The organism is Agrobacterium pusense (assembly GCF_900102105.1).
Classification (GTDB): Bacteria; Pseudomonadota; Alphaproteobacteria; order Rhizobiales; family Rhizobiaceae; genus Agrobacterium; species Agrobacterium pusense.
Genome location: NZ_FNBB01000013.1, coordinates 69,068 through 91,206, shown reverse-complemented (window position 1 = coordinate 91,206; position 22,139 = coordinate 69,068). Strand labels below are relative to the sequence as shown.

At 57.5% G+C, this 22,139-nt stretch carries 21 protein-coding genes and 2 pseudogenes; 9 read left to right on the top strand and 14 right to left on the bottom strand.

What is annotated here, in order from left to right; genetic code table 11:
* Window positions 1-195: 195 nt before the first annotated feature.
* Window positions 196-2,799, bottom strand: a complete 2,604-nt coding sequence (locus BLU28_RS22520; protein ID WP_077987716.1) for an ATP-binding protein — start codon at window positions 2,797-2,799, stop codon at window positions 196-198.
* A 95-nt stretch (window positions 2,800-2,894) separates the two neighbouring features.
* A complete protein-coding gene (locus tag BLU28_RS22515) occupies window positions 2,895-4,043 on the bottom strand; it encodes an RHE_PE00001 family protein (RefSeq protein ID WP_077987715.1) in 1,149 nt (382 codons plus the stop codon).
* 521 nt (window positions 4,044-4,564) lie between these two features.
* Between BLU28_RS22515 and BLU28_RS22510 the strand changes: the two genes are divergently transcribed.
* Entirely contained in the window at window positions 4,565-5,482 is a 918-nt protein-coding gene (locus tag BLU28_RS22510; RefSeq protein WP_064264008.1) for a recombinase family protein, read from the top strand.
* A 73-nt stretch (window positions 5,483-5,555) separates the two neighbouring features.
* Here BLU28_RS22510 and arsK read toward each other — a convergent pair whose 3' ends face one another.
* From arsK to BLU28_RS22480, 6 genes are read right to left on the bottom strand one after another with little or no spacing between them, the layout of a single operon-like run.
* Window positions 5,556-6,761: an arsenite efflux MFS transporter ArsK gene (gene arsK / locus BLU28_RS22505; RefSeq protein WP_077987714.1), complete on the bottom strand. Its 1,206-nt coding sequence runs from the start codon at window positions 6,759-6,761 to the stop codon at window positions 5,556-5,558.
* Window positions 6,758-7,483 carry an arsenical resistance protein ArsH gene (arsH, locus tag BLU28_RS22500; protein ID WP_175477725.1) on the bottom strand — a complete coding sequence of 242 codons (726 nt, stop codon included), beginning with the start codon at window positions 7,481-7,483 and terminating at the stop codon, window positions 6,758-6,760. The genes arsK and arsH overlap by 4 nt, the downstream gene beginning before the upstream one ends.
* Entirely contained in the window at window positions 7,458-7,880 is a 423-nt protein-coding gene (gene arsC, locus BLU28_RS22495; RefSeq protein ID WP_077987712.1) for an arsenate reductase (glutaredoxin), read from the bottom strand. The genes arsH and arsC overlap by 26 nt, the downstream gene beginning before the upstream one ends.
* Before the next feature lie 4 nt (window positions 7,881-7,884).
* Entirely contained in the window at window positions 7,885-8,925 is a 1,041-nt protein-coding gene (gene arsB / locus BLU28_RS22490; protein ID WP_077987711.1) for an ACR3 family arsenite efflux transporter, read from the bottom strand.
* 3 nt (window positions 8,926-8,928) lie between these two features.
* Window positions 8,929-9,369, bottom strand: a complete 441-nt coding sequence (arsN2, locus tag BLU28_RS22485) for an arsenic resistance N-acetyltransferase ArsN2 (RefSeq protein WP_077987710.1) — start codon at window positions 9,367-9,369, stop codon at window positions 8,929-8,931.
* Entirely contained in the window at window positions 9,366-9,719 is a 354-nt protein-coding gene (locus BLU28_RS22480) for an ArsR/SmtB family transcription factor (protein ID WP_077987709.1), read from the bottom strand. Before BLU28_RS22480 ends, arsN2 begins: the two co-directional genes overlap by 4 nt.
* A 41-nt stretch (window positions 9,720-9,760) precedes the next feature.
* Between BLU28_RS22480 and BLU28_RS22475 the strand changes: the two genes are divergently transcribed.
* The 3 genes from BLU28_RS22475 (at window position 9,761) to BLU28_RS22465 (ending at window position 12,094) form a co-directional block, all read left to right on the top strand.
* On the top strand, window positions 9,761-10,282 hold the full coding sequence (locus BLU28_RS22475) for a DUF6428 family protein (RefSeq protein ID WP_077987708.1): 522 nt from the start codon (window positions 9,761-9,763) through the stop codon (window positions 10,280-10,282).
* Window positions 10,283-10,439: 157 nt separating this feature from the next.
* Window positions 10,440-11,585 (top strand): site-specific integrase, encoded by a 1,146-nt coding sequence (locus BLU28_RS22470; protein ID WP_175477724.1) that lies wholly within the window; start codon window positions 10,440-10,442, stop codon window positions 11,583-11,585.
* A 113-nt stretch (window positions 11,586-11,698) separates the two neighbouring features.
* Complete coding sequence (locus tag BLU28_RS22465) at window positions 11,699-12,094, top strand: AAA family ATPase (protein ID WP_234794431.1); 396 nt, start codon at window positions 11,699-11,701, stop codon at window positions 12,092-12,094.
* Window positions 12,095-12,386: 292 nt separating this feature from the next.
* On the opposite strand, the gene BLU28_RS22460 is transcribed toward BLU28_RS22465, so the two are convergent.
* A protein-coding gene (locus BLU28_RS22460) for an IS5 family transposase (protein ID WP_092651388.1) occupies window positions 12,387-13,153 on the bottom strand; the annotation gives its coding sequence in 2 pieces (ribosomal slippage) (window positions 12,387-12,835 and window positions 12,835-13,153; 768 coding nt in all).
* A gap of 72 nt (window positions 13,154-13,225) precedes the next feature.
* Window positions 13,226-13,696 (bottom strand): hypothetical protein, encoded by a 471-nt coding sequence (locus BLU28_RS22455; protein WP_077987707.1) that lies wholly within the window; start codon window positions 13,694-13,696, stop codon window positions 13,226-13,228.
* Between the two features lie 1,081 nt (window positions 13,697-14,777).
* Here BLU28_RS22455 and BLU28_RS22450 point away from each other — a divergent pair.
* The 5 genes and pseudogenes from BLU28_RS22450 to BLU28_RS22430 all read left to right on the top strand — a co-directional run.
* Window positions 14,778-15,788: pseudogene (locus BLU28_RS22450) on the top strand (bifunctional transcriptional activator/DNA repair enzyme AdaA); the annotation flags it as partial.
* Window positions 15,689-16,240: an isocitrate lyase/phosphoenolpyruvate mutase family protein gene (locus BLU28_RS26655; protein WP_267889673.1), complete on the top strand. Its 552-nt coding sequence runs from the start codon at window positions 15,689-15,691 to the stop codon at window positions 16,238-16,240. The pseudogene BLU28_RS22450 and the gene BLU28_RS26655, both read left to right, overlap by 100 nt.
* Window positions 16,165-16,527, top strand: coding sequence for an isocitrate lyase/phosphoenolpyruvate mutase family protein (locus BLU28_RS26900; RefSeq protein ID WP_077987705.1), 363 nt, complete (start codon window positions 16,165-16,167; stop codon window positions 16,525-16,527). The genes BLU28_RS26655 and BLU28_RS26900 overlap by 76 nt, the downstream gene beginning before the upstream one ends.
* 344 nt (window positions 16,528-16,871) lie before the next feature.
* Window positions 16,872-17,120, top strand: a complete 249-nt coding sequence (locus BLU28_RS22435; RefSeq protein WP_006699336.1) for a type II toxin-antitoxin system VapB family antitoxin — start codon at window positions 16,872-16,874, stop codon at window positions 17,118-17,120.
* Window positions 17,117-17,530 carry a type II toxin-antitoxin system VapC family toxin gene (locus tag BLU28_RS22430; RefSeq protein ID WP_006699337.1) on the top strand — a complete coding sequence of 138 codons (414 nt, stop codon included), beginning with the start codon at window positions 17,117-17,119 and terminating at the stop codon, window positions 17,528-17,530. Before BLU28_RS22435 ends, BLU28_RS22430 begins: the two co-directional genes overlap by 4 nt.
* Before the next feature lie 15 nt (window positions 17,531-17,545).
* On the opposite strand, the pseudogene BLU28_RS22425 reads toward BLU28_RS22430, so the two are convergent.
* The 4 genes and pseudogenes from BLU28_RS22425 to repA all read right to left on the bottom strand — a co-directional run.
* A pseudogene (locus BLU28_RS22425) lies at window positions 17,546-18,280 on the bottom strand (tyrosine-type recombinase/integrase); the annotation flags it as partial.
* Window positions 18,281-18,381: 101 nt separating this feature from the next.
* On the bottom strand, window positions 18,382-19,596 hold the full coding sequence (gene repC / locus BLU28_RS22420; RefSeq protein ID WP_077987704.1) for a plasmid replication protein RepC: 1,215 nt from the start codon (window positions 19,594-19,596) through the stop codon (window positions 18,382-18,384).
* A 196-nt stretch (window positions 19,597-19,792) separates the two neighbouring features.
* Window positions 19,793-20,818 (bottom strand): plasmid partitioning protein RepB, encoded by a 1,026-nt coding sequence (gene repB / locus BLU28_RS22415; protein ID WP_077987703.1) that lies wholly within the window; start codon window positions 20,816-20,818, stop codon window positions 19,793-19,795.
* Complete coding sequence (gene repA / locus BLU28_RS22410) at window positions 20,815-22,098, bottom strand: plasmid partitioning protein RepA (protein WP_042936411.1); 1,284 nt, start codon at window positions 22,096-22,098, stop codon at window positions 20,815-20,817. Before repA ends, repB begins: the two co-directional genes overlap by 4 nt.
* Window positions 22,099-22,139 lie beyond the last annotated feature (41 nt).

The window sequence follows — 22,139 nt, the reverse complement described above, 5'->3', positions numbered from 1 at the left end:
CGCGTAGCCGCGTGAAGCTCAGCAACTGCACCACCAGGAATCACTACCCCACGAGCTCGATATTTCAGCCCCACCTGCTGTTAATTGCCGAGGCGATTCCGTTATGATGCAGGCAAGTCGCGTCCATTACCTCAACCACCATCGGAACTGAGCGCATTTCCATTATCGAATGTAAAGCGACGCTTGCCCTGGTATTCACTCAGAGAAAGAGGTCTTCCCAACGCGATGATAATAATGTGCCAATGCCGCCTCGATATGATCGTCGAGAAGTCGAGGAATTGAAAGCAATTCCCCGAGCTCCGCGAGCTTTCGATCAGGCGCTGCGTGCACTAACATCTTAAGGAACCGTGTTTCGGCGCTCTCTTCAACTTTGCCATCTGACAGCAATTCGGCTAGGTAGGTGAACACTTGGATTCTGACCTTGGAACTAGCTTGCTCAGATGCTTTTACGATTTGTCCAGGCAAGGAGTAGCCCAATCTGTATTCCTTCACCACCGGCAGCGAGTACACCACAGCTGCGTTGACCGCATCATTTCCCAGCATTTTCCCAATCGCCAATTTGCAAGCTGCAAGTGCTACGGACTCGTCATGATCCGCTCCGACAAGTGCGTCGATAAAAGCTCTATCAAGCCAGATGGGCCTTGGCTTAATCCAAAGCACGGATTCTAGGCACACTCGAAGGTCTTCGGTCCGGTGCGGATACTTCGTCGCTTTATTGAACGCTTGCCTAAGGAGATGGACCTTCTGATCACTCTCGAGATGCTTGCTAGCCAGCACGAAATTTTTGTATCCCCAGCCCGTAGTATCTCTCTCATAGAACTCCAGTAGAGTAGGGAACGCGGACGGTAGTGTTTTGTTTGCGATTGAGTCCGCACGGAAGGTTGCGGCGTCCCGGCCGGTGTTTACTCTTTCCGCGGTAGCGTAGTCTGCAAGCTTCAATGATAAATCAGCGTCACCCAACGTGCCCATGATGGCAGCGACACGTTTGCAATCAACGTAATCACCGTTTTCAGCGACTTTCAAACACAACCTTCGAATGACATTTATATACGTTGGTGCATGTTTCGAGTTCTCAGGATTTATAGCGATATCAAGCATTCTGATTGCGAAGCGCCGCTCCCGATCGATGGAGAAGTCGCCAACCTCCGCGATCTCGAGCAATCGCCGGATTCTTGATACTCCGCTCGCCTTTAAGACGGCCTCTGCGAGAAGCCTGTGGCCAGACCTGAGCTGCTCTTCACCCTCGCCGACGGCAAAAACCAGCCCCTTAAAATTCTTCTCCTCATCCAGGCGATCGAACTCCCGCCCTCGCGCGGCCATAAGGCTCCGTGGGATAGAAGCGTCACTCACACCTGCGGCGCAGAGGTCGAGATATCCTGCTAGCTTTTCAGGGGCGGCATCAGTAATTCGCTCGACCAACCTCCGCCCGAACGCCTCGCTCGTTCCATTCCCTAGCAAAGCAAGGTTCAGTACTAAAAACTGTCCCTCTTGGAGCAGCCGTTCCAACTCCTTTGGCTTGATCCTATCGAGTGAAACGTGAAGGGCCTCGGCGGCACTTTGGGCTTCGTGCTTTCGGATATGAGCCAGACCAACTGACCGGAAACCATCTTTAAATCTCTCAGGCCTGTCGACCCGCCAAGCGGTAGCTAGGACCTTCAAATTATCCTTAGGTTCGAGTGTCGCAGCAAGTTCAACAAGAGAACGGTGGTTAAAGATATCGTCCACCAGCACAACAACAGTTCGCTCATTGATTTTTTGAGCTCTCGCCAGGTCTAGAACGCTGCTCCAAGCCTGATCTATGCCTTCGGTCCCCATGAACTCCAAAGCGAGAATTTTCCCGGCACGCTGCAGGTCCCAAAGGACTCGCCGGGCGAGTGTGCTCTTTCCCGACCCGCTTGGCCCGGTCAGAAACACCTTCTGAGACGCCGGACTAAGCACAACTTCCGACAAGTCGTGGTACGAATCGCGCCTGACGTCTAAACCTGCAGATATTGCGGCCCATACCTCCGTCTGACTGGAGAAGAAATTTTCGGTGCCCGCGTCAGTTTTAAGATCGCTTATCGGCGCCAACCGTATCGCACTTTTGGCCGCTCCAGGGTGGCTCTCGGGGAGATAGGGAGATAGCCAGTCTGCAACTTGATGGGGAAAAACCGGCTCTCTGCGTGTAAGAGCATTCGTCAATGTGGAGATAGCTGTATCCAGCTTCGCCGGCAAAACACCAAATCTGATCAGGTGAGCTTCTGTCATCAGCCTGTAAGTCCGCTCTGGCAAATGCCTTGGCGCCAGATCGATGCTGAGCTTGCTGAGAGCTCTCTTCGCTGCCTCCTGATACAAACTCTGTTGTGACGGATCGCAATTGATCTGTTCACAGACTATTTCACGGCTCAGTTTCGCGATGAAAGACTTACGCAATATCTGGAAGACTTGCTGGTTGGTGATCAACCCGACCCCGATCAACTGATAGCGCAGGCCGGTCTCCACGGCTTTTAGCCCATTCATCACTGTTGCATCGAACTCATCGCGAACAAATCCGGCCAAGATCTTCTTCATTCTGGGCCAATCGAGATCGGTCTTTCTGAAGTCTTTGATCTGTACGTACGATTGCGTCCCGTCTCCGAGCATTAGATCAACATCTTGAGCCCCCTCATAACGGACAGAACAGAGCCCGCCTTCGCCGATCAGCATCTCTACCAGCTTCAAGACCGCATATGACCGCTGAAACTCAAATCCTCGTTCAGCGACATCTCCGCCTTGCCTGGAAGGCTCATTCAGATGCTCCGCACGTACGTACCAATCCATGAAGTATAGCCTGTTGTTGCAACATCATTTTGACTAGCGGCTTACAAATTGCCGCATGACCAGTTCATAAATTTTGCGCAGAAGTTTGCTAATGACTAAATAACTCCCCACGCCCGAAACCTCCCCCTCCCCGTCATCTCACGAAGCCCGAGTTCCAAAACGATCCGCCGCGCCGCCTGCGGCGTGACCTCGAGCGTTTTTGCCACCATTTTTGCCGACACCAATGGCTTTGCCATCACCAGTTCAACGAGTTCCGGCAAATTCGAGGAGGCGCGGCGCCCTTCCAGCTTCCGCTCCATCAGCGTCCGTGCCAAAACCAGCCGGTCATGCTCCTTCATGCCGATCTCGGCGACCGCCAAAAATCCGTGGGCGATGGCGAGCAGCCGGGTTTCGCGATCACGATGCCTGCGCCGATCGACCGGAATGGTTTTCAGGCCGAGATTGATGGCGGCGAGATGGATACCGGTGGTGATACCGGCTTCTCGCAGGATCGAGGCGGCAAACAGCCGACCGAGCCACGGGGCATGCTGCAGGACGGAAAGCTCGTTCCAGGCATCGAGTGCGACGATCGCCTGCAGCACCGCCGGCAAGTCTTGTGCCTGCCGCAACACGTTGCGCCATTCGTCGAGCCGGGCATCCTCGTCCCAGTCGAGATCGTAGACGAGAGGATCTCGTTCGCGGGTTTCAGCCAGAGCCCGGCCGGGCTTCTTGGCGTCCTCAATCGCTGCCTCGGTTCGGGCGAGCAGCGCGTCGATGGCGGCATAGTCAACGCCGGGCAGATTTTCCGCATCATCATCGTCCCCCTCCCCTTCCCGCTCGACCATTTTTACGGGCTCGACCATGCCGTCGTCCGCGGTGTTTTCAGAACCGTCTGATGGTCCAGGCCACGCCTGGGTCTGTCGCAAGGACCGGATACCGTCTGGAGAAAGAGCCCAGTCGGGCGCCTGCCCTGCGATGCGTCGGCGAGTGCGCAGCACATCGCGGGCGATGGTGAGTTCGTGGGTCGGGGTGCGGGTATCGCGAAGAGCGTCGTGGAGGACGAGTTCTCCGAGATGAACAAGTTCGCCGTCGATCCAGAGGGAGGCACACGCATCTGCGTATTGCGACCGTGCGAGGAAGCCGGCGCCGACCGGTGAGCGGGCAATCCGCTCGTCGAGACGGGTGAGCGCGACGCCAGCGTCGAAAGCTGGGCGCATCAGGGCTGATATGCTGGTTTCGGAAAAATCGTAAGCCATTGATATTATGGTAAACGATCTTTTAAAGGAACGCTATTCGAATATTGGAGTTCGCCACATGGTATGATTGCCGGTTGGTGTTCTAACCATCGATAAAAATCAATTATCGATGGTAGATCGACAAAGCCCCCAAATTCACTTTGTCGGCCGTCCGAATTCGGCGGATTCCCCACATTTCCGGCGATTTCGGGCGTTTTTCGCCCCAGTTCGGCGGACGGCGCGCTGCGACGCAGCGTCCCCTTCCATCCGGCCGAAGCAAGCGCCGCCACACTTTCACGACGGATTTCGGGCGTCCTTCTCTATTCCTTAGATGATCATCGAGGCTGATGCCGCCTGGAGCCTTGTTTTCCGGCATTTCCGCCACAGAACGCCGCTGGCGTGCGTTTGCTGCGCTCGATGGACGTAGATGCGCCCCGGCCCGTAAATCGCGCTGTACGGACTCTCGTTTAGCCTGTAAAACACGCTTGCAAAGGAACCATTATTCGTGCGTTCCTTATCTGAACAAACGCAGCGGAATCGTGGAAAAATCTATGGCAAAATCTGCGAAGAATATCGCGCCTGCTTTGCCCCGTCGGCTTATCGGCTATGCACGCGTTTCTACCGACGACCAGATCCACGATGCCCAGATCGACGAACTCCGGGCAGCCGGCTGTGACCGTATTCACCAGGAGCATGGTTCTGGCGCCTCTCGTGCCCGACCGGTTCTCGCCAGGGTGCTGAAGGAGCTGTCTTCCGGCGACGTCCTCGTAGTCGTGCGGCTGGACCGGCTGGCACGTTCGGTCAGTCATCTGCTCGATGTCATCGAGAACCTTGAGGAACGAGGCGTTCACTTCCGATCGCTGCGCGATCCGATCGACACTTCGACGCCACAGGGCATGTTCTCACTTCAGGTCCTTGGTGCTGTCGCCCAGCTTGAGCGAGCGCTGATAGCCGAGCGGACGAAGTCGGGGATGAGGGCGGCCAAGGCACGTGGCCGCCTAGCAGGCAATCCGGGTCTTCGCGAGCGACGACCAGAAGCGATCCGTGCTGCCGCAGCCGCCAAAAACCGGGTCTACCTCGACGAACTAATCACGTCCGCCCAAACCTGGCTTCCGACGGTAAAGCAGCTTCGGCCGCAGCATAGCTGGGACAACGTTGTACGGATCCTCAATCGGAAGGGCCACGACTGGACCGTCGAGCGTCTGCGCCGCGCCGTCCATCGCTTGGTGAGAGAGAAGCTCGCGGACTCCGAATTGTTGGCCCGTTCTCCCCGCAGACCAGTAGACGATCGCCATATGAAGCTTGTGGCGGCGATTGCAATCGCAGATCCATCTTTGACGCTGCGGGATATCGCAGGTCAGTTGGACCAGATGGGAGAGCGCCCGGTTCGCGGCGGCCGGAAATGGCAGCCCTCATCCGTCAAGGCTCTCATGGATGAGGCGTTTCGGTTTGGGCTTCTGAGGCACTGAGCAGCTCACGTACTAACCGCGAGATCGCTTTTGAGCGGTTCCGCGGCGCATCGTCGAGAGGACCCGCGGAACTTCATCCTGAGATTGGTGAAGGACGATATGCGCGTTGCATCGTGACGATGACCCCGAACGTGACGATCGCGAGTGCACCAAGCATTGCTGCGACCGTGAGCGATAGGAAAATGCCGATGTTCGCCATCGCAAATGCCATGACGAAGGGCGCCAAGGCCGAGAGGACTAGCTTGGAGGCCATCGTCTTCCCCTGCAGCTTGCCATAGCCGTCACTGCCGAACAGGTAGAGAGGCAGCGTGCCGGCAACGATGCTCAGCAGGCCATTGCCCATCCCGAAGACAACCGCGAAGACCATCGAGCCCGAGATAGAGGGCGCCGTGAACTGCAGGATCAATACGCCGCCGGGGATGAGGACTGCCGCAACGATCGCCAATTGCAGTGCCGGCAGGTTCTTGCCGAACACCATGTTGATCAGACGGCTCGCAACTTGGGACGGACCGAAGAGCGTTCCGATCAATGCTGCGGAGGTGCCCAGGCCGAGACCGGACAGCAGCGGCACCATATGCACCAGCACAGCAGAGCTGGAGAGCGATAGCAGCGAAAACGCCGTGACCATCAACGCGAACCCGAGGCTACGTTGTTCAGGTGGCAGTATGCCTTCGACTCGCTGCGGCACCAATTTGGTCGCCGACCGACGCGCGGTAGCGTCGTGCGAAAGCCAGCCGTGCAGCGGCAGGCATATGGCCAGGTTCAGGCCGGCGAAAATCAGATAGACAGTCTGCCAGCTAAACTGCGCGTGCAGCGCCGTAGTGATCGGCCAGAAGATCGTCGAGGCAAAACCTGCGATGAGAGTCAGATAGGTTATGCTGCGCGACGCCGCGGCCGGCTGCAGTTGCACCAGCAGCGCAAACGCAGCGCCATACTGCACCAGGTTGGCAGCGGTCTCGATGGCAATGAGGGCCAGGACATAGCTTACCTTGCCCGGTGCAAAGGCACAGGCGATCAGCGCCAGTGCCGCCACAGCCGACCCAACGGTCATCACCCTACCCGCTCCAATCCGGTCAATCAGGCTGCCCAGCCATGGCGCCGTGATGCCGCCGATGAGCAAGGCAGCCGAAAGCGCGCCGAAGACCCATTCGGTGGACCACGCCAGGTCCTTGGCCATATCAGGCGCGAGAATGCTGAAGCTGTAATAGAGGGTGCCGTAGCCGATGATCTGGGTCAGACCAAGGATCAGGACGGCGGCGATCGGGGTGCGAGTGGTCATATGGATTTCAAGCTCACGCGCTGTTCCAGCTTTTCCGCTTCTTCCTTTCTCTCGCTGTAGCGATCGGTGAGGTAAGCAGACGCATCGCGGGTCAGGAGCGTGAACTTGACGAGTTCCTCGCAGACGTCGACGACGCGATCATAATAGGACGAGGGCTTCATGCGGCCGTCAGTGTCGAATTCCTGGAAAGCCTTTGCGACCGACGACTGGTTCGGGATGGTGACCATCCGCATCCAGCGGCCGAGCACACGAAGCTGGTTGACGGCGTTGAACGACTGCGAGCCGCCAGAAACCTGCATCACCGCCAGTGTCTTACCCTGCGTCGGCCGCACAGAACCGACCGAAAGCGGGATCCAGTCGATCTGCGCCTTCATGATGCCGGTCATGGAGCCGTGGCGTTCCGGACTGACCCAGACCTGGCCTTCCGACCAGGCTGACAGCTCACGCAGCTCCTGCACCTTTGGATGGCTCACCGGCTCCGCATCGGGAAGCGGCAGGCCTTCGGGATTGAAGATCCGGACCTCGCAGCCGAAGTGTTCAAGTAGGCGCGCGGATTCCTGGGCAAGGAGCCGGCTGTACGAGACCGGGCGCAACGAGCCGTAGAGGATCAGGATCCGAGGCTTGTGGGCCGAGGACGGCGGACGCAGCGCGCCCAAGTCCGGCTGGCGCAGGTGCGCTAACTCCGCGGCAGGAAAATCAGCCAATGCGCTTGCCCTCCGCATCAAGGACCTGTTCGCCGTCTTCCTTGGTGAAGGCGCCCTTATGGGTGTCCGGCAAGATGTCGAGGACGGCTTCAGACGGCCGCGACAGGCGCGTGCCGAGTGGTGTCACCACAAACGGGCGGTTGATCAGGATCGGATCCTTGAGCATGGCGTCGAGCAGCTGATCATCCGTGAGATCCGGGTTGTCGAGACCGAGTTCAGCGTAGGGCGTGCCCTTTTCGCGGATGGCCTGGCGCACGGTGAGCCCTGCATCGGCGATCATCTGCACCAGCTGCTCGCGGCTTGGTGGATCCTTCAGGTACTCGATTACCGTCGGCTCAATGCCGGCGTTGCGGATCATTTCAAGTGTGTTGCGCGACGTTCCGCAGGCGGGGTTGTGATAGATTGTGACGTCCATGTTGTCAGGCGCTTTCGATGGTGGAAACGGAGGAGCGGACGGCGGCGCCGCGCTCGTACCAGCCCTTGCTGCGGTTGACGATCCAAACCACTGACAGCATGACCGGCACTTCGATCAGCACGCCCACGACGGTCGCCAGGGCCGCTCCGGAATTGAAGCCGAACAGGCTGATGGCCGCTGCCACCGCCAGCTCAAAGAAGTTGGATGCACCGATGAGGGCCGAGGGGCCGGCGACGCAGTGTTGCTCCCCACTCATGCGATTGAGAAGGTAGGCCAGGCCGGAGTTGAAATAGACCTGGATCAGGATCGGCACGGCGAGTAGCGCGATCACGCTCGGCTGCGCCAGGATCTGTTCGCCCTGAAAGCCGAACAGCAGCACCAGGGTGGCGAGCAGCGCCAGCAAAGACACTGGCTGGAGCTTGGCGCCGAGGCGGGTGATATCGGTCGTCCGGCGCAGCAGCTGGGCCGCGATCACCGGCAGGACGATGTAGAGCACGACCGACAGGATCAGGGTGTCCCAAGGTACGGTGATGGCCGAGAGGCCGAGCAGCAGGCCGACGATCGGCGCGAAGGCCACCACCATGATGAGGTCGTTCAGCGCGACCTGACTCAGCGTGAAATGTGGCTCGCCTTTGGCCAGGTTCGACCAGACGAACACCATGGCGGTGCAGGGCGCGGCGGCCAAAATGATCAGGCCGGCGATGTAGAACTCAATCTGGCCGGCCGGCAGGTAGGGCCGGAACAGATAGCCGATGAACAGCCAGCCAAGCAGCGCCATCGAAAAAGGTTTTACTGCCCAATTGATAAACAGGGTCACGCCGATCCCGCGCCAGTGGCGGCCGACCTGCCCGAGGGACGCGAAATCGATCTTGAGCAGCATCGGGATAATCATCAGCCAGATCAGCACTGCCACCGGCAGGTTGACCTTGGCGACTTCGGCTGCGCCGATCGCCTGGAATACGCCGGGCATGAGGTGGCCGAGGGCAATCCCGACGATGATGCAGGCGAACACCCACACAGTCAGATAGCGTTCAAATGTAGACATGGCTTATTCCGGAAGGTGCGCGACCATAAGAGCGGCCGAGGCGGGGCATAGGCTGGCGGCTTGGCGCGTGTGCAGAATGGCGGGCGGGGCAGCCGCACGATCGATCGGGGTAAATCCTAGGTTCTGGAAAAACGGAGCGGCCGTATCGGTCAGCAGATAGACCGCACTTGCGCCGTCGCGGTGCGCCTGGTCGAGGAGCTTCCGTGCGATGGCCCGACCGACGCCCCGGTCGCGCTGGTCAGCCACCACGACGAGGGATCTCAGCAGCGCGCAGTCACCATACAGCTCCAGTCCCCCGAAACCAACCAGCCGGCCTTGATGCTCCGCCTGGTAGAACGCCCTCCCCGCCTCCGTGAGGTCATCCGTGGGAAGATGGGCGGCCTCAAGGGCCGACTGCAGGGCTGCGTCCGCGCCAGGGACCGGTTTAAGGGAAATGTCGCTCATGCCCCAACTCCAACCGCTGGCGCACAACACGCGGCGACCTCTGTCGCTGGCGCGCAGATCTCTGGATGACCCGCACAGCAGTCTTCCAAGAGGAAGCGGACAAGGGCGCCGAGACCGTCATAGTTGGCGGTGTAGATGATCGAGCGGGATTCTCGTTGCTGATTGATGAGCCCGGCGCGCTCCAGCTCCTTGAGATGGAAGGAGACGTTCGACGGCGATACTTCCGCCTTATCGGCGATGGCTCCCGCAGCCATGCCGTCGGGTCCTGCGACCACCAGCATGCGCACGATGTGCAGGCGGGTCTCCTGCGACAGGGCCGCGAATGACATGAGGGCTTGACGTTCTTCCATATTTCTACAATCCTTGAACTATTGAAACAGGAGTAGCCGAAATGAACGCCTTCGACAAGCCCCTTCTTGAAACCGACATCAGCCTGGGTCGCCTGCTCGACACCATTGATGGCGTGCGAGATCTCCCCCTGATCTTTTCCTATGACGGCCACCCGGTGAAACCGGGCTACCATGTAACCGAAGTCAAGGCCGGCCAGTTTGCAGCACTCGACTGTGGCGCCGAGCACGAAGAATGGTCCGAAATCTTCGTACAGCTGTGGGACATACACGAAGACGACCGCTCGCATATGCCGGCCGGAAAATTCGCCGCCATCATCCGCAAGGTATCGGAGCATCTGCGGCTCGATGGATCGGCCAAGCTGACCTTCGAAGTCAGTGACGGCGTCCGGCCGATGCAGCTTTACTGTGCGGCGACCCCTGCCCTGCACAGCGGTGCGGTACATGTAGACCTGGTACCGCGGCCAGCGAGCTGTAAGCCGCGCGATCGGTGGCTCGCCGAAGAAAATCAGAAGGCCTCGGCGTGCTGTGGCCCAACACAACAGACGGGCTCGTGCTGCTCCTGAGTCCGCCCAATTTGGGTGAGTCCGGCGAATTGGGAGAATGCCTTGTTCTTTTGAATCAGCGAGTTAGAATCCGCTCGATTTGGACAGCCGACAACCGAAAATCGTAGCAAATCCGGGTCCTGACGGCCGCCAGAACCCGCATTCTTTTGGAGCGCCCGTGCCAAAAACCTCGCTGACCGCCGTCGAGCGCCGCGCCGAAGAACTCGACACCATCGCATCGGTGTTGCCGCTGGAACGCCGCGACGAACTCGCCGAACTGTTGACCGATGAAGACGTCGAGACGCTGCGTCACCTCGTCAACCAGGGCATGGGCGACAATACGCTGCGCGCACTGACATCCGATCTCACTTATCTCGAGGCCTGGGGGCTGGCTTCAACCGGACAATCGCTACCATGGCCAGCACCTGAAGCCCTATTGCTCAAATTCGTCGCCCATCATCTGTGGGATCCGGAAAAGCGCGCAGGCGACCCAAACCACGGCATGCCCGCCGGTGTCGACGAGAATCTCAGGCGCCAGGGTTTTCTGAAATCCATCGGTCCGCACGCGCCTGATACGGTGCGCCGCAGGCTGGCTAGTTGGTCGACACTCACCAAATGGCGCGGTCTTGATGGCGCTTTCGCCTCCCCTGCCCTCAAACAGGCGATCCGGTTGGCAGTTCGTGCTGTTCCCCGAAAGCGCCGTCGAAAAAGCGCAAAAGCGGTCACAGGGGACATCCTGCAAATGCTGCTAGCCACGTGCGCAAGTGACAGCCTGCGCGACGTTCGCGATCGGGCGATACTGATGGTCGCCTTTGCCTCGGGTGGTCGCCGACGCAGCGAGATTGCCTCATTGCACGTCGAGCAACTGACTGTCGAGGCTCCGATCGAAGTGCCCGACAGCCCTCCCCTCCCCTCTCTCGCCATCCATCTCGGCCGGACGAAAACAACCACCGGCGAACAAGATGAGATCGTCTACCTGACGGGCCAGCCGGTGGAGGCGCTTAGTGCCTGGATGGCAGTCGCAGGCATTGAAAAAGGCAGCGTGTTTCGGGGGATTGGCAGGTGGAATGCTATTTCGAAGCGGGCGCTGGACCCGCAGTCGATCAATGCCATTCTCAAGCACCGAGCCAAAATGGCAGGGTTGGAACCAAGGGAGTTTTCGGCGCACGGGTTGCGGTCAGGGTATCTGACGGAAGCCGCCAATCGCGGCATCCCTCTCCCCGAAGCAATGGAACAGTCGCGCCATCGATCGGTGCAGCAGGCTTCGAGCTATTATAACAATGCTACGCGGAGAAGCGGTCGGGCAACCAGACTCCTAACATAATTGATTTTCCTCCTTCCAATCACGGAACACAACTCCATGAACGCATGGCTGATTAAACGAAGAATTGAAGCCGAACTCCGACGCATATTCAACGAAAGCCCTGCGGGGCGCTGTTGGGACGTCGTCAGGTCGGTAAAACGACATCGGCAAGAAATATTGGCGAAAGCCGGCCCTCGACTTATCTCGATCTGGAGTCGGAGGCGGATCGGGCCAAACTGGCGGAACCAGAACTCTATCTTGCAAGGCATTATAACAAGCTGGTCATCCGTGACGAAGTTCATCGTCTGCCAAACGCATTCCAAATTCTGCGGTGTTTGATCCATCGCAATCGCCCTGCTGGACGGCGCACTGGCGAGTTTCTGCTGCTTGGCTACGCTTCGATCGACCTCAAACAATCCGGGGAAGCATTGGCTTGCCGCATTGCCTATCTTGGAATGCAACCCGTCGACGGGGTAGAAGTGCCGGACCACACGCTCGACAGGCTTTGGTCACGTCGAGATTTACCGTAACCGGTGTTCTGCCCCCACGTTGCCTACACTCGCCTGATCTGTGATCGACGTTCCATGGACGAGGGACAAGGAGTTTCTCCATGGAGACTACACTGCAGGTTCTCACGACGCGGCGCGGGCGACGTGAGGCTCATCGCCAGTGGCCGGCTGAGGATCAGGACCCACTTGCGGGCGTGAAGACCTCCAACATCCTATTCGCAAGCGACGGAAACGGAAGAATTCAACAACACTGAAGCCCGTTCTGCGGCCATCGCGCAGCTCGATCTTCTGGGTGGTGCTTTGACGCGCTTTACTAGGCCGTGGACTCATTATGGCGAAGAGTAAGACGAATACACGCCAGCTTGGTCATGGCGAGAAAGTTCATGCCTAGCTTGTCATAGCGCGTCGCAATCCGTCGGTAACATTTCAGTTTGCTGAAGAAGCGCTCGATGAGGTTCCTCTTTTTGTACAGCCAAGGGCTGAAGACGAGCGATATGTTCGGGTTGGATTTGGGCGGAATGTTTGCCCAAGACCGCTTTGTTTTCACCTTTCCGCGGAGCCAATCGGCGTCGTAAGCTTTGTCTGCCAGAAGCATGGCACCTACGGGGAGACTGTCGAGTAATTCGTCCGCCGCGGTCAGATCATGGGCATTACCAGGTGTGATGGTGATCTTGATCGGCAGCCCGTTTCCATCAGTCACGGCATGGATTTTGGTGGTAAGTACACCACGACTTCGGCCAAGGCAGCGATCGTGATGGTCACCCTGAGCGTTGCCGCTAAATGATGCACGCGAACCGAGGTGCCATCGATCATCGTGACGCCGTCATCAGACGGGCGCGTGATTGCCTCCATCAGCCTGTCCCAGATCCCAGCAATGGTCCAACGCCTGAATCCATTAAAGCACGTTGTGTACGGGCCATATCTTTCTGGTAAATCACGCCATCGGGCACCTGATCGTAGAACCCAGAAAATGCCGTTGAGCACCCGTCGGTCATCGACGCGAGGCACGCCTCGCGGCTTGTTAGGCAGGAGTGGCGGAATCATGCGCCATTCAAAGTTGGTCAGATCATAACGGCTCATCCCTGAATCTGAATCAGGTGATACGACTACAGGAACGGCACGAAACTGAAGTGGGAGAGCCGATCTAGTCCATCAACTTGGGAAAAAAGACCAATCCTCGGCCATGAATTCGAGCGCTTCATCGCGGAAATAATATAGAAAATGCCGAGTACTGGCGGTGTCTGCTCCGATCTTTTCCCAAGACACGGCATCGCGGTCGGGGTCAGGACCGATCAACTCATAGAACTCGCCCCAACGAGGAGCAACACCGCTGTAGCGGCCATGGCCGTCTGTCTTATACCATTCATGATCGTTGGTGCTGTCCCAGCGCCAGCGGCTCCAACCTGCAAATCTCAAAGTGCCCCACGTCTCTTCAAATTTCGAACTGCGCTTCGAAAACAGGGCCAAAGCCCTGCGAATACCCGTCGGCTTTTTGTCGTCCACGACCCTGTACGAGCGGAAGCGGACGTTGGCGGAGGAGGCCTCAACTGAAACCTGCGGCTCTGGGGCATTTGGATCGGCCACCCAACCCTGGCCGAGTTGCAATTTGACAAACTTTAACATGCATTACGATTAGCCAACTTGCACAGCCTACACCACTCAATTTATGAGTGCACGGCCTAAATACGGGGATGCTTGTTGCCGATGCAACGAGCCCCGCCCCTCTCCTCCTCCGCAAAAAGCGGCTTTGCTATATCGCGAGTTCCGGCGCTTGCCTTGAAATTTGAATTAGCTCTGATCTTGTCCGGGAATAGGTCCGAGTAGCAACGTTGAAAGCAACCGGCCCTTCCCTGGTGGACCGTCCGCAACCTCCAGAGCCAGCACTCTAGTGTAAAGCGCAGTGCCGAAGTCCCGCGCGGTCACGAACCAGTTCAACCCGGATGGTGGAAACCTTGTCAGCTGACAAGGTTTACGACGTTAGTTGTGTCCGTGGTGCACCGTCAGAGAACCGAGCGGCTTCAAATTTTTTTGGTTTTCCTCAGTAGAATGCGCTGCCAGCTGACAAGGTTTCGCAGTGGCAGTCTGCTCCAGGCTTGTCGAAGTACCACTTTTTCACGGACCGGTGCACCTCGGATTAGGTTTGAACCTTGTCAGCTGACAAGGTTCTGCGGCGCTAGTCAGGTCCCGGGTACACCATCAGAAAACCGAGCGACCGCGAATATTGCATTACTTCGGTGGCAAAAACCTTGTCAGCTGACAAGGTTTTCGTGTCCGACCTAAGAGGAAATAACCCGGACTATCCTAACGGGGTGCGTCGGGGCCAACTTCAACAGGCTTGCCGTGAATGGGGTCGCTGGCGCGGTTTCCTAGATCCCACAGGCGTCGAGCAAAGAATCACAGCAGTAGCGCCTCGGGCGCCGGCAGGGCAGGGAATGCCTATAATAGCGAGGGCGGTTGGTGTGATCGCTTTGATATACAAAAGATCAGACCGGATCAGCGTGCAGATTATGGAAGAAGGACTTGTGAGGTGGCGTCGCTAGTTCTCCAACAAGATGTTTGCCTTCATGGAAAAAGCGGCATTGGCCAATGGCAATATCATGTTGGAGAAGCTGCGTGGCAGGGTAGGGGACCCGTTGCGCAAACCGATTGAAGCTGTTGGAGCGGCGGAAGCGCGGAACTTGATCCGGTCCCCGCGGAAAGATGAATAGACGCCCGAAAGCCGGCGGCGTGTTGTCTTTTATTTGATCTTCCGGACCCTGACACACTCTACGCAGCTTTACTGGCCCGAAATGAACGTTTCGGTGGTCAAGTCTTCGTGTGTGTCGCTTCACCCGGCGTTTTTCGTCGTCTGACCTGACCTGCGCGAAAACTGCACGTTCAACCCCACCATCGGCGAATACCGCCCTTGCAAGCGTTGCCATCCTCTTCAGGCAGCTGCACTTGCTGATCCGACGATTGCTGCCCTCCTGCATGCTCTCGACATGCGGCCTGACCTTCGTTGGTCTGAAAACCATGTCATCAAACGCGGTTATGGCCCCTCAACCGTGGCGGAGCTTCGGACGTCAATTCGGAATGACGTTCCTTGAAATGGCGCGTCAACGGCGGCTCCGCCAAGGATTCGAGACGCTGGCCGTTGGCGGGAAACTTGTTTCGGCTCAACACGAGGCCAGCTTTGAATCTGCCAGCGCGTTTCGCGCCGCTTTCGCGCGTCTACTCGGCCAATCTCCATCGGAGTTGCAATCGGACAAGCTGCTACGGGCAACATGGATACCAACGCCGCTCGGCGACATGATCGCCGTGAGTAGTCAAAGCCATCTTCGACTTTTTTTCGAATTCGTGGCTCGAAAAGGTCTGATGCAGAGCTCAAAAAGCTCCAGCAGGTGTCCAAAGAGGGTATCGGTATCGGCAGCATGCCCCTCTCGGAGCAGGCCACGTCAGAACTCACTGAGTATTTTGCGGCGCGTTGCGACAGGTTTTCAACACCACTTGCGATGTCCGCCAGCCCCTTCACTCAACGCGTGTGGGACGTATTGCGCGAATTACCAGCTGTGGAACCCGAACCTATTCCGAAATTGCACGTCAGATTGGTCGCCCTACCGCAATTCGCGCGATTCCATGTCACAGGGTTATCGGAGCAGGCGGATCTTTGACGGGGTATGGCGGAGGCCTCTGGCGCAAGCAGCGGCTGATCGAACGACATCCCAAATCGAAAATGCCCAGCATTGTCGAAGCTTACATAAAGCGTCGAACCCGCTGTTTCTCTACAATGTCTGGAATGCCGGAAGTGCCATTGCCGTGGCGCGCGCTGGTTCAAAAGCTGTTGCGACCAGCAGCTGGTCCGTTGCTGCTGCCCAAGGTGAAGCAGATGGCCAACAGCTTCCCTTTGAGGAGATGCCTGCAGTTGTCATGAGAATCGCAAAACCGATGAAGCTACCAGTCACCGTCGATTTTGAGGGTGGTTATGCTGCCGATCCTGAAACTGTCGGCCAGAATGTACGAAGGCTACTAGAACTCGGCATTGTCGGCTTCAATTTTGAGGACCAGATCGTGATGGCCTCGGCCTCTATGGTGTTCAGGATCAGGCTGCTCGGATACCCGCGGCTCGCCATTCAGCCGATTCTACCGCTGTTCCAGCCTTCATCAATACCCGGACAGGCGTCTTCCTAAAAACCGATCAGGGAACCGCACACGCTGATTTAGTCGAGGAGGCGCTTGTCCGCGAGAAAGCATATGCAGCGGCCGGCGTTGACTGCTTTCTCGTTCCTGGATTGACAGATGATGCGTTGATCCACCGAGTCTGTGACGTGGCAACAATGCCTGTTGATGTGATGACAACTAGCAGCCAGGACGTCCATAGATTAAGAGAGTTCGGCGTGGCCCGCATCAGTTTAGGACCGGCACGATATATCGCTCTCATCTCTGCCGTTGAAGAAGAAGCGAACGCTCTTCTGTAACTTGGAAGGATGTTCCTGAAATTAGATTATCCCCTTGGCCGTTTAGTGCTCAGCAGCCACTGAGTCCATCTGCACCTCATGGACCTGCGACCCTCGAGATCCGAGGTCGAACGGCGGTCTGGTTGAAACCAGCGTGAAATGCGTTTTGGTGGCCGTCTACGGCGAAATTGCTTAGCGTATGGCGTCCGGGGGAGGGTACGTGTTGGTCTCCACGCGGGACGGCGCTGCATGATGGACGAAAACACAGGCCGCCAAATCACAAACACCGGATAGCAAAATGGCAGATGCCATCTTGATGGCTATGTTGTTTCAAGTTAAATTTGATCCAGAGGAAGGAGCACTTAATGGTTACCCCGCAACTATCTGTCCGCAGTTCCAAAGCGCGCGACCTTGCCCATAAGCTCGCTCGCCGAGAAAATCGCACGATTGCCGAAATCGTCGAGCGCGCGCTCGAATCCTATGAGGCTCGAGAGGCGGGACGTGAACCCGCTGCGAAATTCTATAGCCGTCTTTCATCCCAGTCGGGTACGGATATCGATTTCGACAGTATCATCAATGAAAACAGACGCGCTCACAAAGGCGTAGAGCTTTGATTTTTCTGGACACGAATGTGATGTCTGAGACTTTTAAGAAAGCGCCCGATTCTGCGGTCATAGCATGGCTGGTTCGCCACGATGCCGAATTGGCATTGCCCACGGTTGCAGTTGCTGAGATCGCTTTTGGTATTCGAAAGATCAGGCCGGATCAGCGAGCAGATCGCTTGGAAGAGGGACTTGTGAGCTGGCGTCGCCGGTTCTCGGACAAGATGTTTGCCTTCACGGAAGAAGCAGCATTGGCCTATGGCGATATCATGGGAGACGCTGCGCGGCAGGGGAGGAGGATGTCGGCTCCGGACGGCATGATCGCGGCGATAGCGCGGATCAATGGTGGCCGGTTGGCGACCAGAAACCTCAAAGATTTCGAAACAACAGGACTTGAATTGATCTCGCCTTGGCAATTCTAACAGTGATAGCGGATCCTACAACAATCGGGCCGCACGCCCGCTTCGCTTTGTCGCGTTGTTGCAGTAGCTGGACGCCTGTTGCACTGATCGATGGCGCGACTGTATCCATTACCTCAGGCAGCGGAATGCCGCGATCGGCGGCCTCCGTCAAATATCCTGACCGCAAACCGTGCGCAGAAAACTCCCCGGGATCCAACCCGCCATTTCCACTCGATGTTTAAGGATCGCGTTGATCGACTGCGGATCGAGCGCCCGGCGCGAGACCGCTCCCCACCTTCCGATGCCCCGAAACACGCTTCCCATGTCGATCCTGGCGGCCGTCAGCCCGGCATTCCATGCCTCGACATGCCGGCCTGTGAGATAGACGACTTCGTCGTCCTCTCCGGTCGTCGTTTTGCTCCGCCCAAGATGAGTTGCCAAAGAGGGTAGGGGAGGGCTGTCAGGCACCTCGATCGGTGTTTCCTCAGTCAGTTGCTCCAGGCGGAGGCCTGCGATCTCGCTGCGCCGGCGACAACCTGACGCAAAGGCGACCCCCGATGTCACGCAAGCTGTCACTTGCGCACGTGGCGAGCAGCATTTGCAGGATGTCCCGCGTGACCGCTTTGCGCTTTCTCGACGACGCTTTCGTGGAAAGGCGCGGACCGCGAGCCGGATCGCCTGTTTGAGGGCAGGGGAGGAGAAGGCTCCGGATAAGCCGCGCCATTGGGTCATGGTCGACCAATCCGCGAGCCAACGCCGCCCCGTATCGGGGCACGGTAACCTGCGCTCCGCCTAGAATCCACGGTCCGTTTGGCTTCAGCTTGCCTGGACGAATAATATTTGTTCCCACCCGCACTTATGTTGCCCCAACATTACCCAGTGGCTTTGACGTTGTGGCCCCCGGCACGCAGCAGAGCCATAAGGACCGGACCAAGTGAAAATTCGCCTCGCTTAGCCTTGCTTGTCAAATCTCTGAGATATCCGCCCGGTGAATTAATGTGACCACCGCGCTCCAAAATGCAGGCAATCGTCACCGCCGCGTTCTCTGGGCCCATTGCCTCGCAGGCTTCCTGATATGCAGACGGGCTGACCCCAAGCATGGATCTGACGACCACTGCGGCTGTCATGAGTTCACGCCAGTTCCGAATTTGACCATCGGGCCCATAGTTTGAAATTTCGGGGCAGGCCCGCAGCACAAGTCCGATTGGAAAAGCCTTGATCGGCACATGCTGCGGCTGCCTGTCCTCACTCGGCTTTGCTCCCTGCTCTTTTCCAGAGCTAGGTTCAAGTTCATTAGGAGGGTTGGTATTTGAATTCTGTATGTGACGCTCAATATGAGCATCATTGGCGTTCATTTTTGATGAAAAGTCTCCGAAATTCAGGAGCTTGACGATATCCTCGCGTAGACTACTCATCCTGAGACCAAGATCGCCGAGTTCAGCCAGGGTGGGATTGCGCGGAATTTCTCCCACGATCGCGATATAGCGCTCCTCTATTCCGTCCCAATCGCCTGCTGCCCCTTCTTCAACAGCTGCACTGATCAGCTTGCGGATATCCCGCCGGCAGATCGTCAGATTTTCCTTTGCCTGTCTAAATGCGATCCGATCGGCAGCAACCTGCTGTGCGAGGCACGCAAGCTCCTCAGCTCGCATAAGAAGAGGTGATATGTCGAATCCGTACGCATGCTCGATCGAGCCATCGTCGCCTTTTCTCGCGTAGCGTTTCCCGTTGGCGCTATCCTTGCGGATAATCAAGCCGGCATCAACGAGGGCCGCAAGATGCCGGCGCAAGGTCGCGCCTGCAATGCCATGGGCACGAATTGACAGCTGAATGTTCGAGGGAAAGACGACGAGCTGCGCGTCTTGGCGCAGTTCGTTCTCCGGATAGAAGCTCAAAAGCGCATCGAGAACCGCGAGGCTGCGATCCTGCAGACCAAGCACCTCTCGAGCTTCAGATGCGTCGCGAAAAACCTTCCACTTGTTTGCCGATTTACCTTCCTCGATCCTGCTCGTGGCAATTTGCCGCCTCACAAGCGCAAGGGTAACCTGTCGCCGCCCAAAGGGCGTCGTTACTTGTCCACCTTCCATGTCCTCGCCTCTCAAAAGGCAAAAGAAAAACGCTCACCAAAACGGTGCCAAAGACTCTTGACTAGGATTCATGGAAATGCGATTCTCAAGCTCTCACACAACGAGAAGGGCTTCCATGACGGCAACGTTTCGGGGGCCTTTTTCTTTTGCGCGCTTTCCTTCCTGAATTCGTGTCGAAATCCGCTTGCGGCTTCGATCAGTTCTTAGACTTCTCACGACTGAAGCGCTCAGCCAGCGTCGGCAACTCCGATTCGATAAAGCTCAGGAATTCCTTCGCTGACGCTGTGTGCGCTGAAATACGAACCTCGTTCGCGGTACGAACAAGCCTGCCCAGTTGCTCGCCTGCGGGTCCAGCAATGGACTTTCCAGTGTCCTTCTGGGGGGCCTCAGGTTTGAGAGCATTGAATGCTGCAAGAAACTTCTGGTCCGATCCCAGGCGCTTTTCGGCGCTGCCGGATAAAACATTCCTCAATGCATCGTGGAGATCCGGCCTTTCGGAATAGTTCTTTGCAAAGTCGGCCCACCTCGGGCGACCGACCTTGCCCGCCCGCCCGATTGCTTCGATGATTTCGGTCGGGACGACACGGTAGACGGACCGCATGCGAGCGAGCTCGGGGTCATCGATAGACAGCGCAGCCTTGATATCCCGAGGCTTTACACCAGCATCATCCATGCGGCGGGCGAAGAGGGCGCGCTCGATCCAGGTCAGATCCTGGCGATCAGCATTTTCAATACCCTGTGCGATAGCAAGTTCGACGTCGGAAATCTCGACCTCGATCGCCTTGACCGGAATTCCAAGGTCTCTGGCTGCCTGGAGCCGGCGGTGGCCGTAGATCACCTGATAGCGGTCAGGAGACGAAGGTGATTTGCGGACCTGTATGGGAACCTTCTGGCCTTCGGACCGTATCGAGTTCCGGAACGCCTCGAAATCGGCCGCATCATCGTCAGGAAGACGATCAGGAAAGGGCGAGGGGTCGATACTTAAGGGATCGAGTTCGCGGATCGTGCCTCCGCCGGCTTCGACCAGAGCCTTCAGGCGGTCGCGTTCAGATTTGATGTCGTCGATCGCCCGATGCGCCGCACCGATCACGCCTGCGCCCACTCGCGCAGTTGGCACGGGCTGGGGAGCGGGGGTCGGGTTCTCGGTCGAGAGCCGGTTTTCCAACTCGGCAGAAAGCAAACCGAAGTTTGCCACAATCGATTTGCGCGACTTGCTCGTCATGTACGCCCCCAACTTGTGTTGATGAGTTTCACGATCGCTTCGTTCACGGCGTCAACCGCCTCGCGAGCACGTTTATGCGTGTCACGACCGATTTGGCCCATTTCGAGTTCATAGATGGAGCGCTTCGCAAGCCCCGCTGCTTCCACAGCCGTGCTCTCGATCAAGGTCGGCAGGAGGACATCCGTGCCAAACAGATGACGCATCATCGCGACTACCTGCGACTGCGGCGCGTCGTTCGGATCGTGGCGGGTAACCAGATAGCGAATGAAATCCTGATCGAGTTGTGCGCCGCTTTCGTTCAGCACGCTGATCAGGTCTCCCATCATCAACAGGAACTGGCTCATCGAAGCCACGTCAAGCATTGCCGGATGGACGGTGATGATCATGCTGGTGGCGGCGTAGATCGCGCTGAGGGTGAGGAACCCAAGGGAAGGAGGGGTATCGAGAATCACGACGTCGTAGTCCTGATCCACCTCGGCCAATGCCAGTTTCAAGCGCTCGAAGAAAATTGCCCCTGAGCCGGATTTCTGCGCCAGAACCCTGGGCGTCTCGTGCTCATATTCCATGACCTCGAGGTTGCCCGGTATCAGGTCGATGCCGTCGAAATATGTTTTGCGAATGATGTCGCGGATCGGCCGACGCTCTGCATCGTCATAGCGCAACGCCGCATAGATCGTCTCATTGGCGCCTACGTCAAATTCAGGCTGGGCGCCGAAGAGAGCGGAGAGTGACGCCTGCGGATCGAGGTCCAGTGCAAGGACACGATAGCCCTGCAAGGCGAGATAGTGCGCAAGGTGGACGCAGGTCGTGGTCTTGGCACTGCCGCCCTTGAAGTTGGCGATTGCCACCACCTGAAGGTGTTCACCCTCGCGGCGCCGGGGCAAGAATCTCAATGCATCTGCAGGCTTCTGGCTTGCGAAAAGCTCCCGCAATTCGTTGATCTGGGCCAGGGTGTAGACGCGATGATTGTTTTCCAGCCGCCCGGGAATCGGACCACGCCCCTCACTCGAGAGAAGTTTCAGGGTGGAATCAGGAATTGACGTCAGTTTGGATACTTCGTTGGTCAGGAAGGGGCGCAGGCTTTTTTCTGACTTAGGCGGATACATGCGTGTTCGCAGTTCCTGCAATTGCTGCGACAAAAGGCTTGCGTGACGTGCTATCTTGCCGCCCGCATCTTCCTTCTGCACAATCGCCGCTTCGATCTTATTCGCTATCGCCATATCGTCCCCTTGGCGGGCAAAGTTCGGTTTGCCGACTAAATCCCGCCAAAGATACAACATGATTCTCGCGCTACGTCCAGAGATAAGGGTTGATCGACCCT

Coding starts and splice junctions, on each gene's coding strand:
- BLU28_RS22520 (WP_077987716.1), bottom strand. CDS start 2,799: ATGGATTGGTACGTACGTGCGGAGCATCTGAATGAGCCTTCCAGGCAA.
- BLU28_RS22510 (WP_064264008.1), top strand. CDS start 4,565: ATGGCAAAATCTGCGAAGAATATCGCGCCTGCTTTGCCCCGTCGGCTT.
- arsK (WP_077987714.1), bottom strand. CDS start 6,761: ATGACCACTCGCACCCCGATCGCCGCCGTCCTGATCCTTGGTCTGACC.
- arsH (WP_175477725.1), bottom strand. CDS start 7,483: ATGCGGAGGGCAAGCGCATTGGCTGATTTTCCTGCCGCGGAGTTAGCG.
- arsC (WP_077987712.1), bottom strand. CDS start 7,880: ATGGACGTCACAATCTATCACAACCCCGCCTGCGGAACGTCGCGCAAC.
- arsB (WP_077987711.1), bottom strand. CDS start 8,925: ATGTCTACATTTGAACGCTATCTGACTGTGTGGGTGTTCGCCTGCATC.
- arsN2 (WP_077987710.1), bottom strand. CDS start 9,369: ATGAGCGACATTTCCCTTAAACCGGTCCCTGGCGCGGACGCAGCCCTG.
- BLU28_RS22480 (WP_077987709.1), bottom strand. CDS start 9,719: ATGGAAGAACGTCAAGCCCTCATGTCATTCGCGGCCCTGTCGCAGGAG.
- BLU28_RS22475 (WP_077987708.1), top strand. CDS start 9,761: ATGAACGCCTTCGACAAGCCCCTTCTTGAAACCGACATCAGCCTGGGT.
- BLU28_RS22455 (WP_077987707.1), bottom strand. CDS start 13,696: ATGTTAAAGTTTGTCAAATTGCAACTCGGCCAGGGTTGGGTGGCCGAT.
- BLU28_RS26655 (WP_267889673.1), top strand. CDS start 15,689: ATGTCACAGGGTTATCGGAGCAGGCGGATCTTTGACGGGGTATGGCGG.
- BLU28_RS22435 (WP_006699336.1), top strand. CDS start 16,872: ATGGTTACCCCGCAACTATCTGTCCGCAGTTCCAAAGCGCGCGACCTT.
- repC (WP_077987704.1), bottom strand. CDS start 19,596: ATGGAAGGTGGACAAGTAACGACGCCCTTTGGGCGGCGACAGGTTACC.
- repB (WP_077987703.1), bottom strand. CDS start 20,818: ATGACGAGCAAGTCGCGCAAATCGATTGTGGCAAACTTCGGTTTGCTT.
- repA (WP_042936411.1), bottom strand. CDS start 22,098: ATGTTGTATCTTTGGCGGGATTTAGTCGGCAAACCGAACTTTGCCCGC.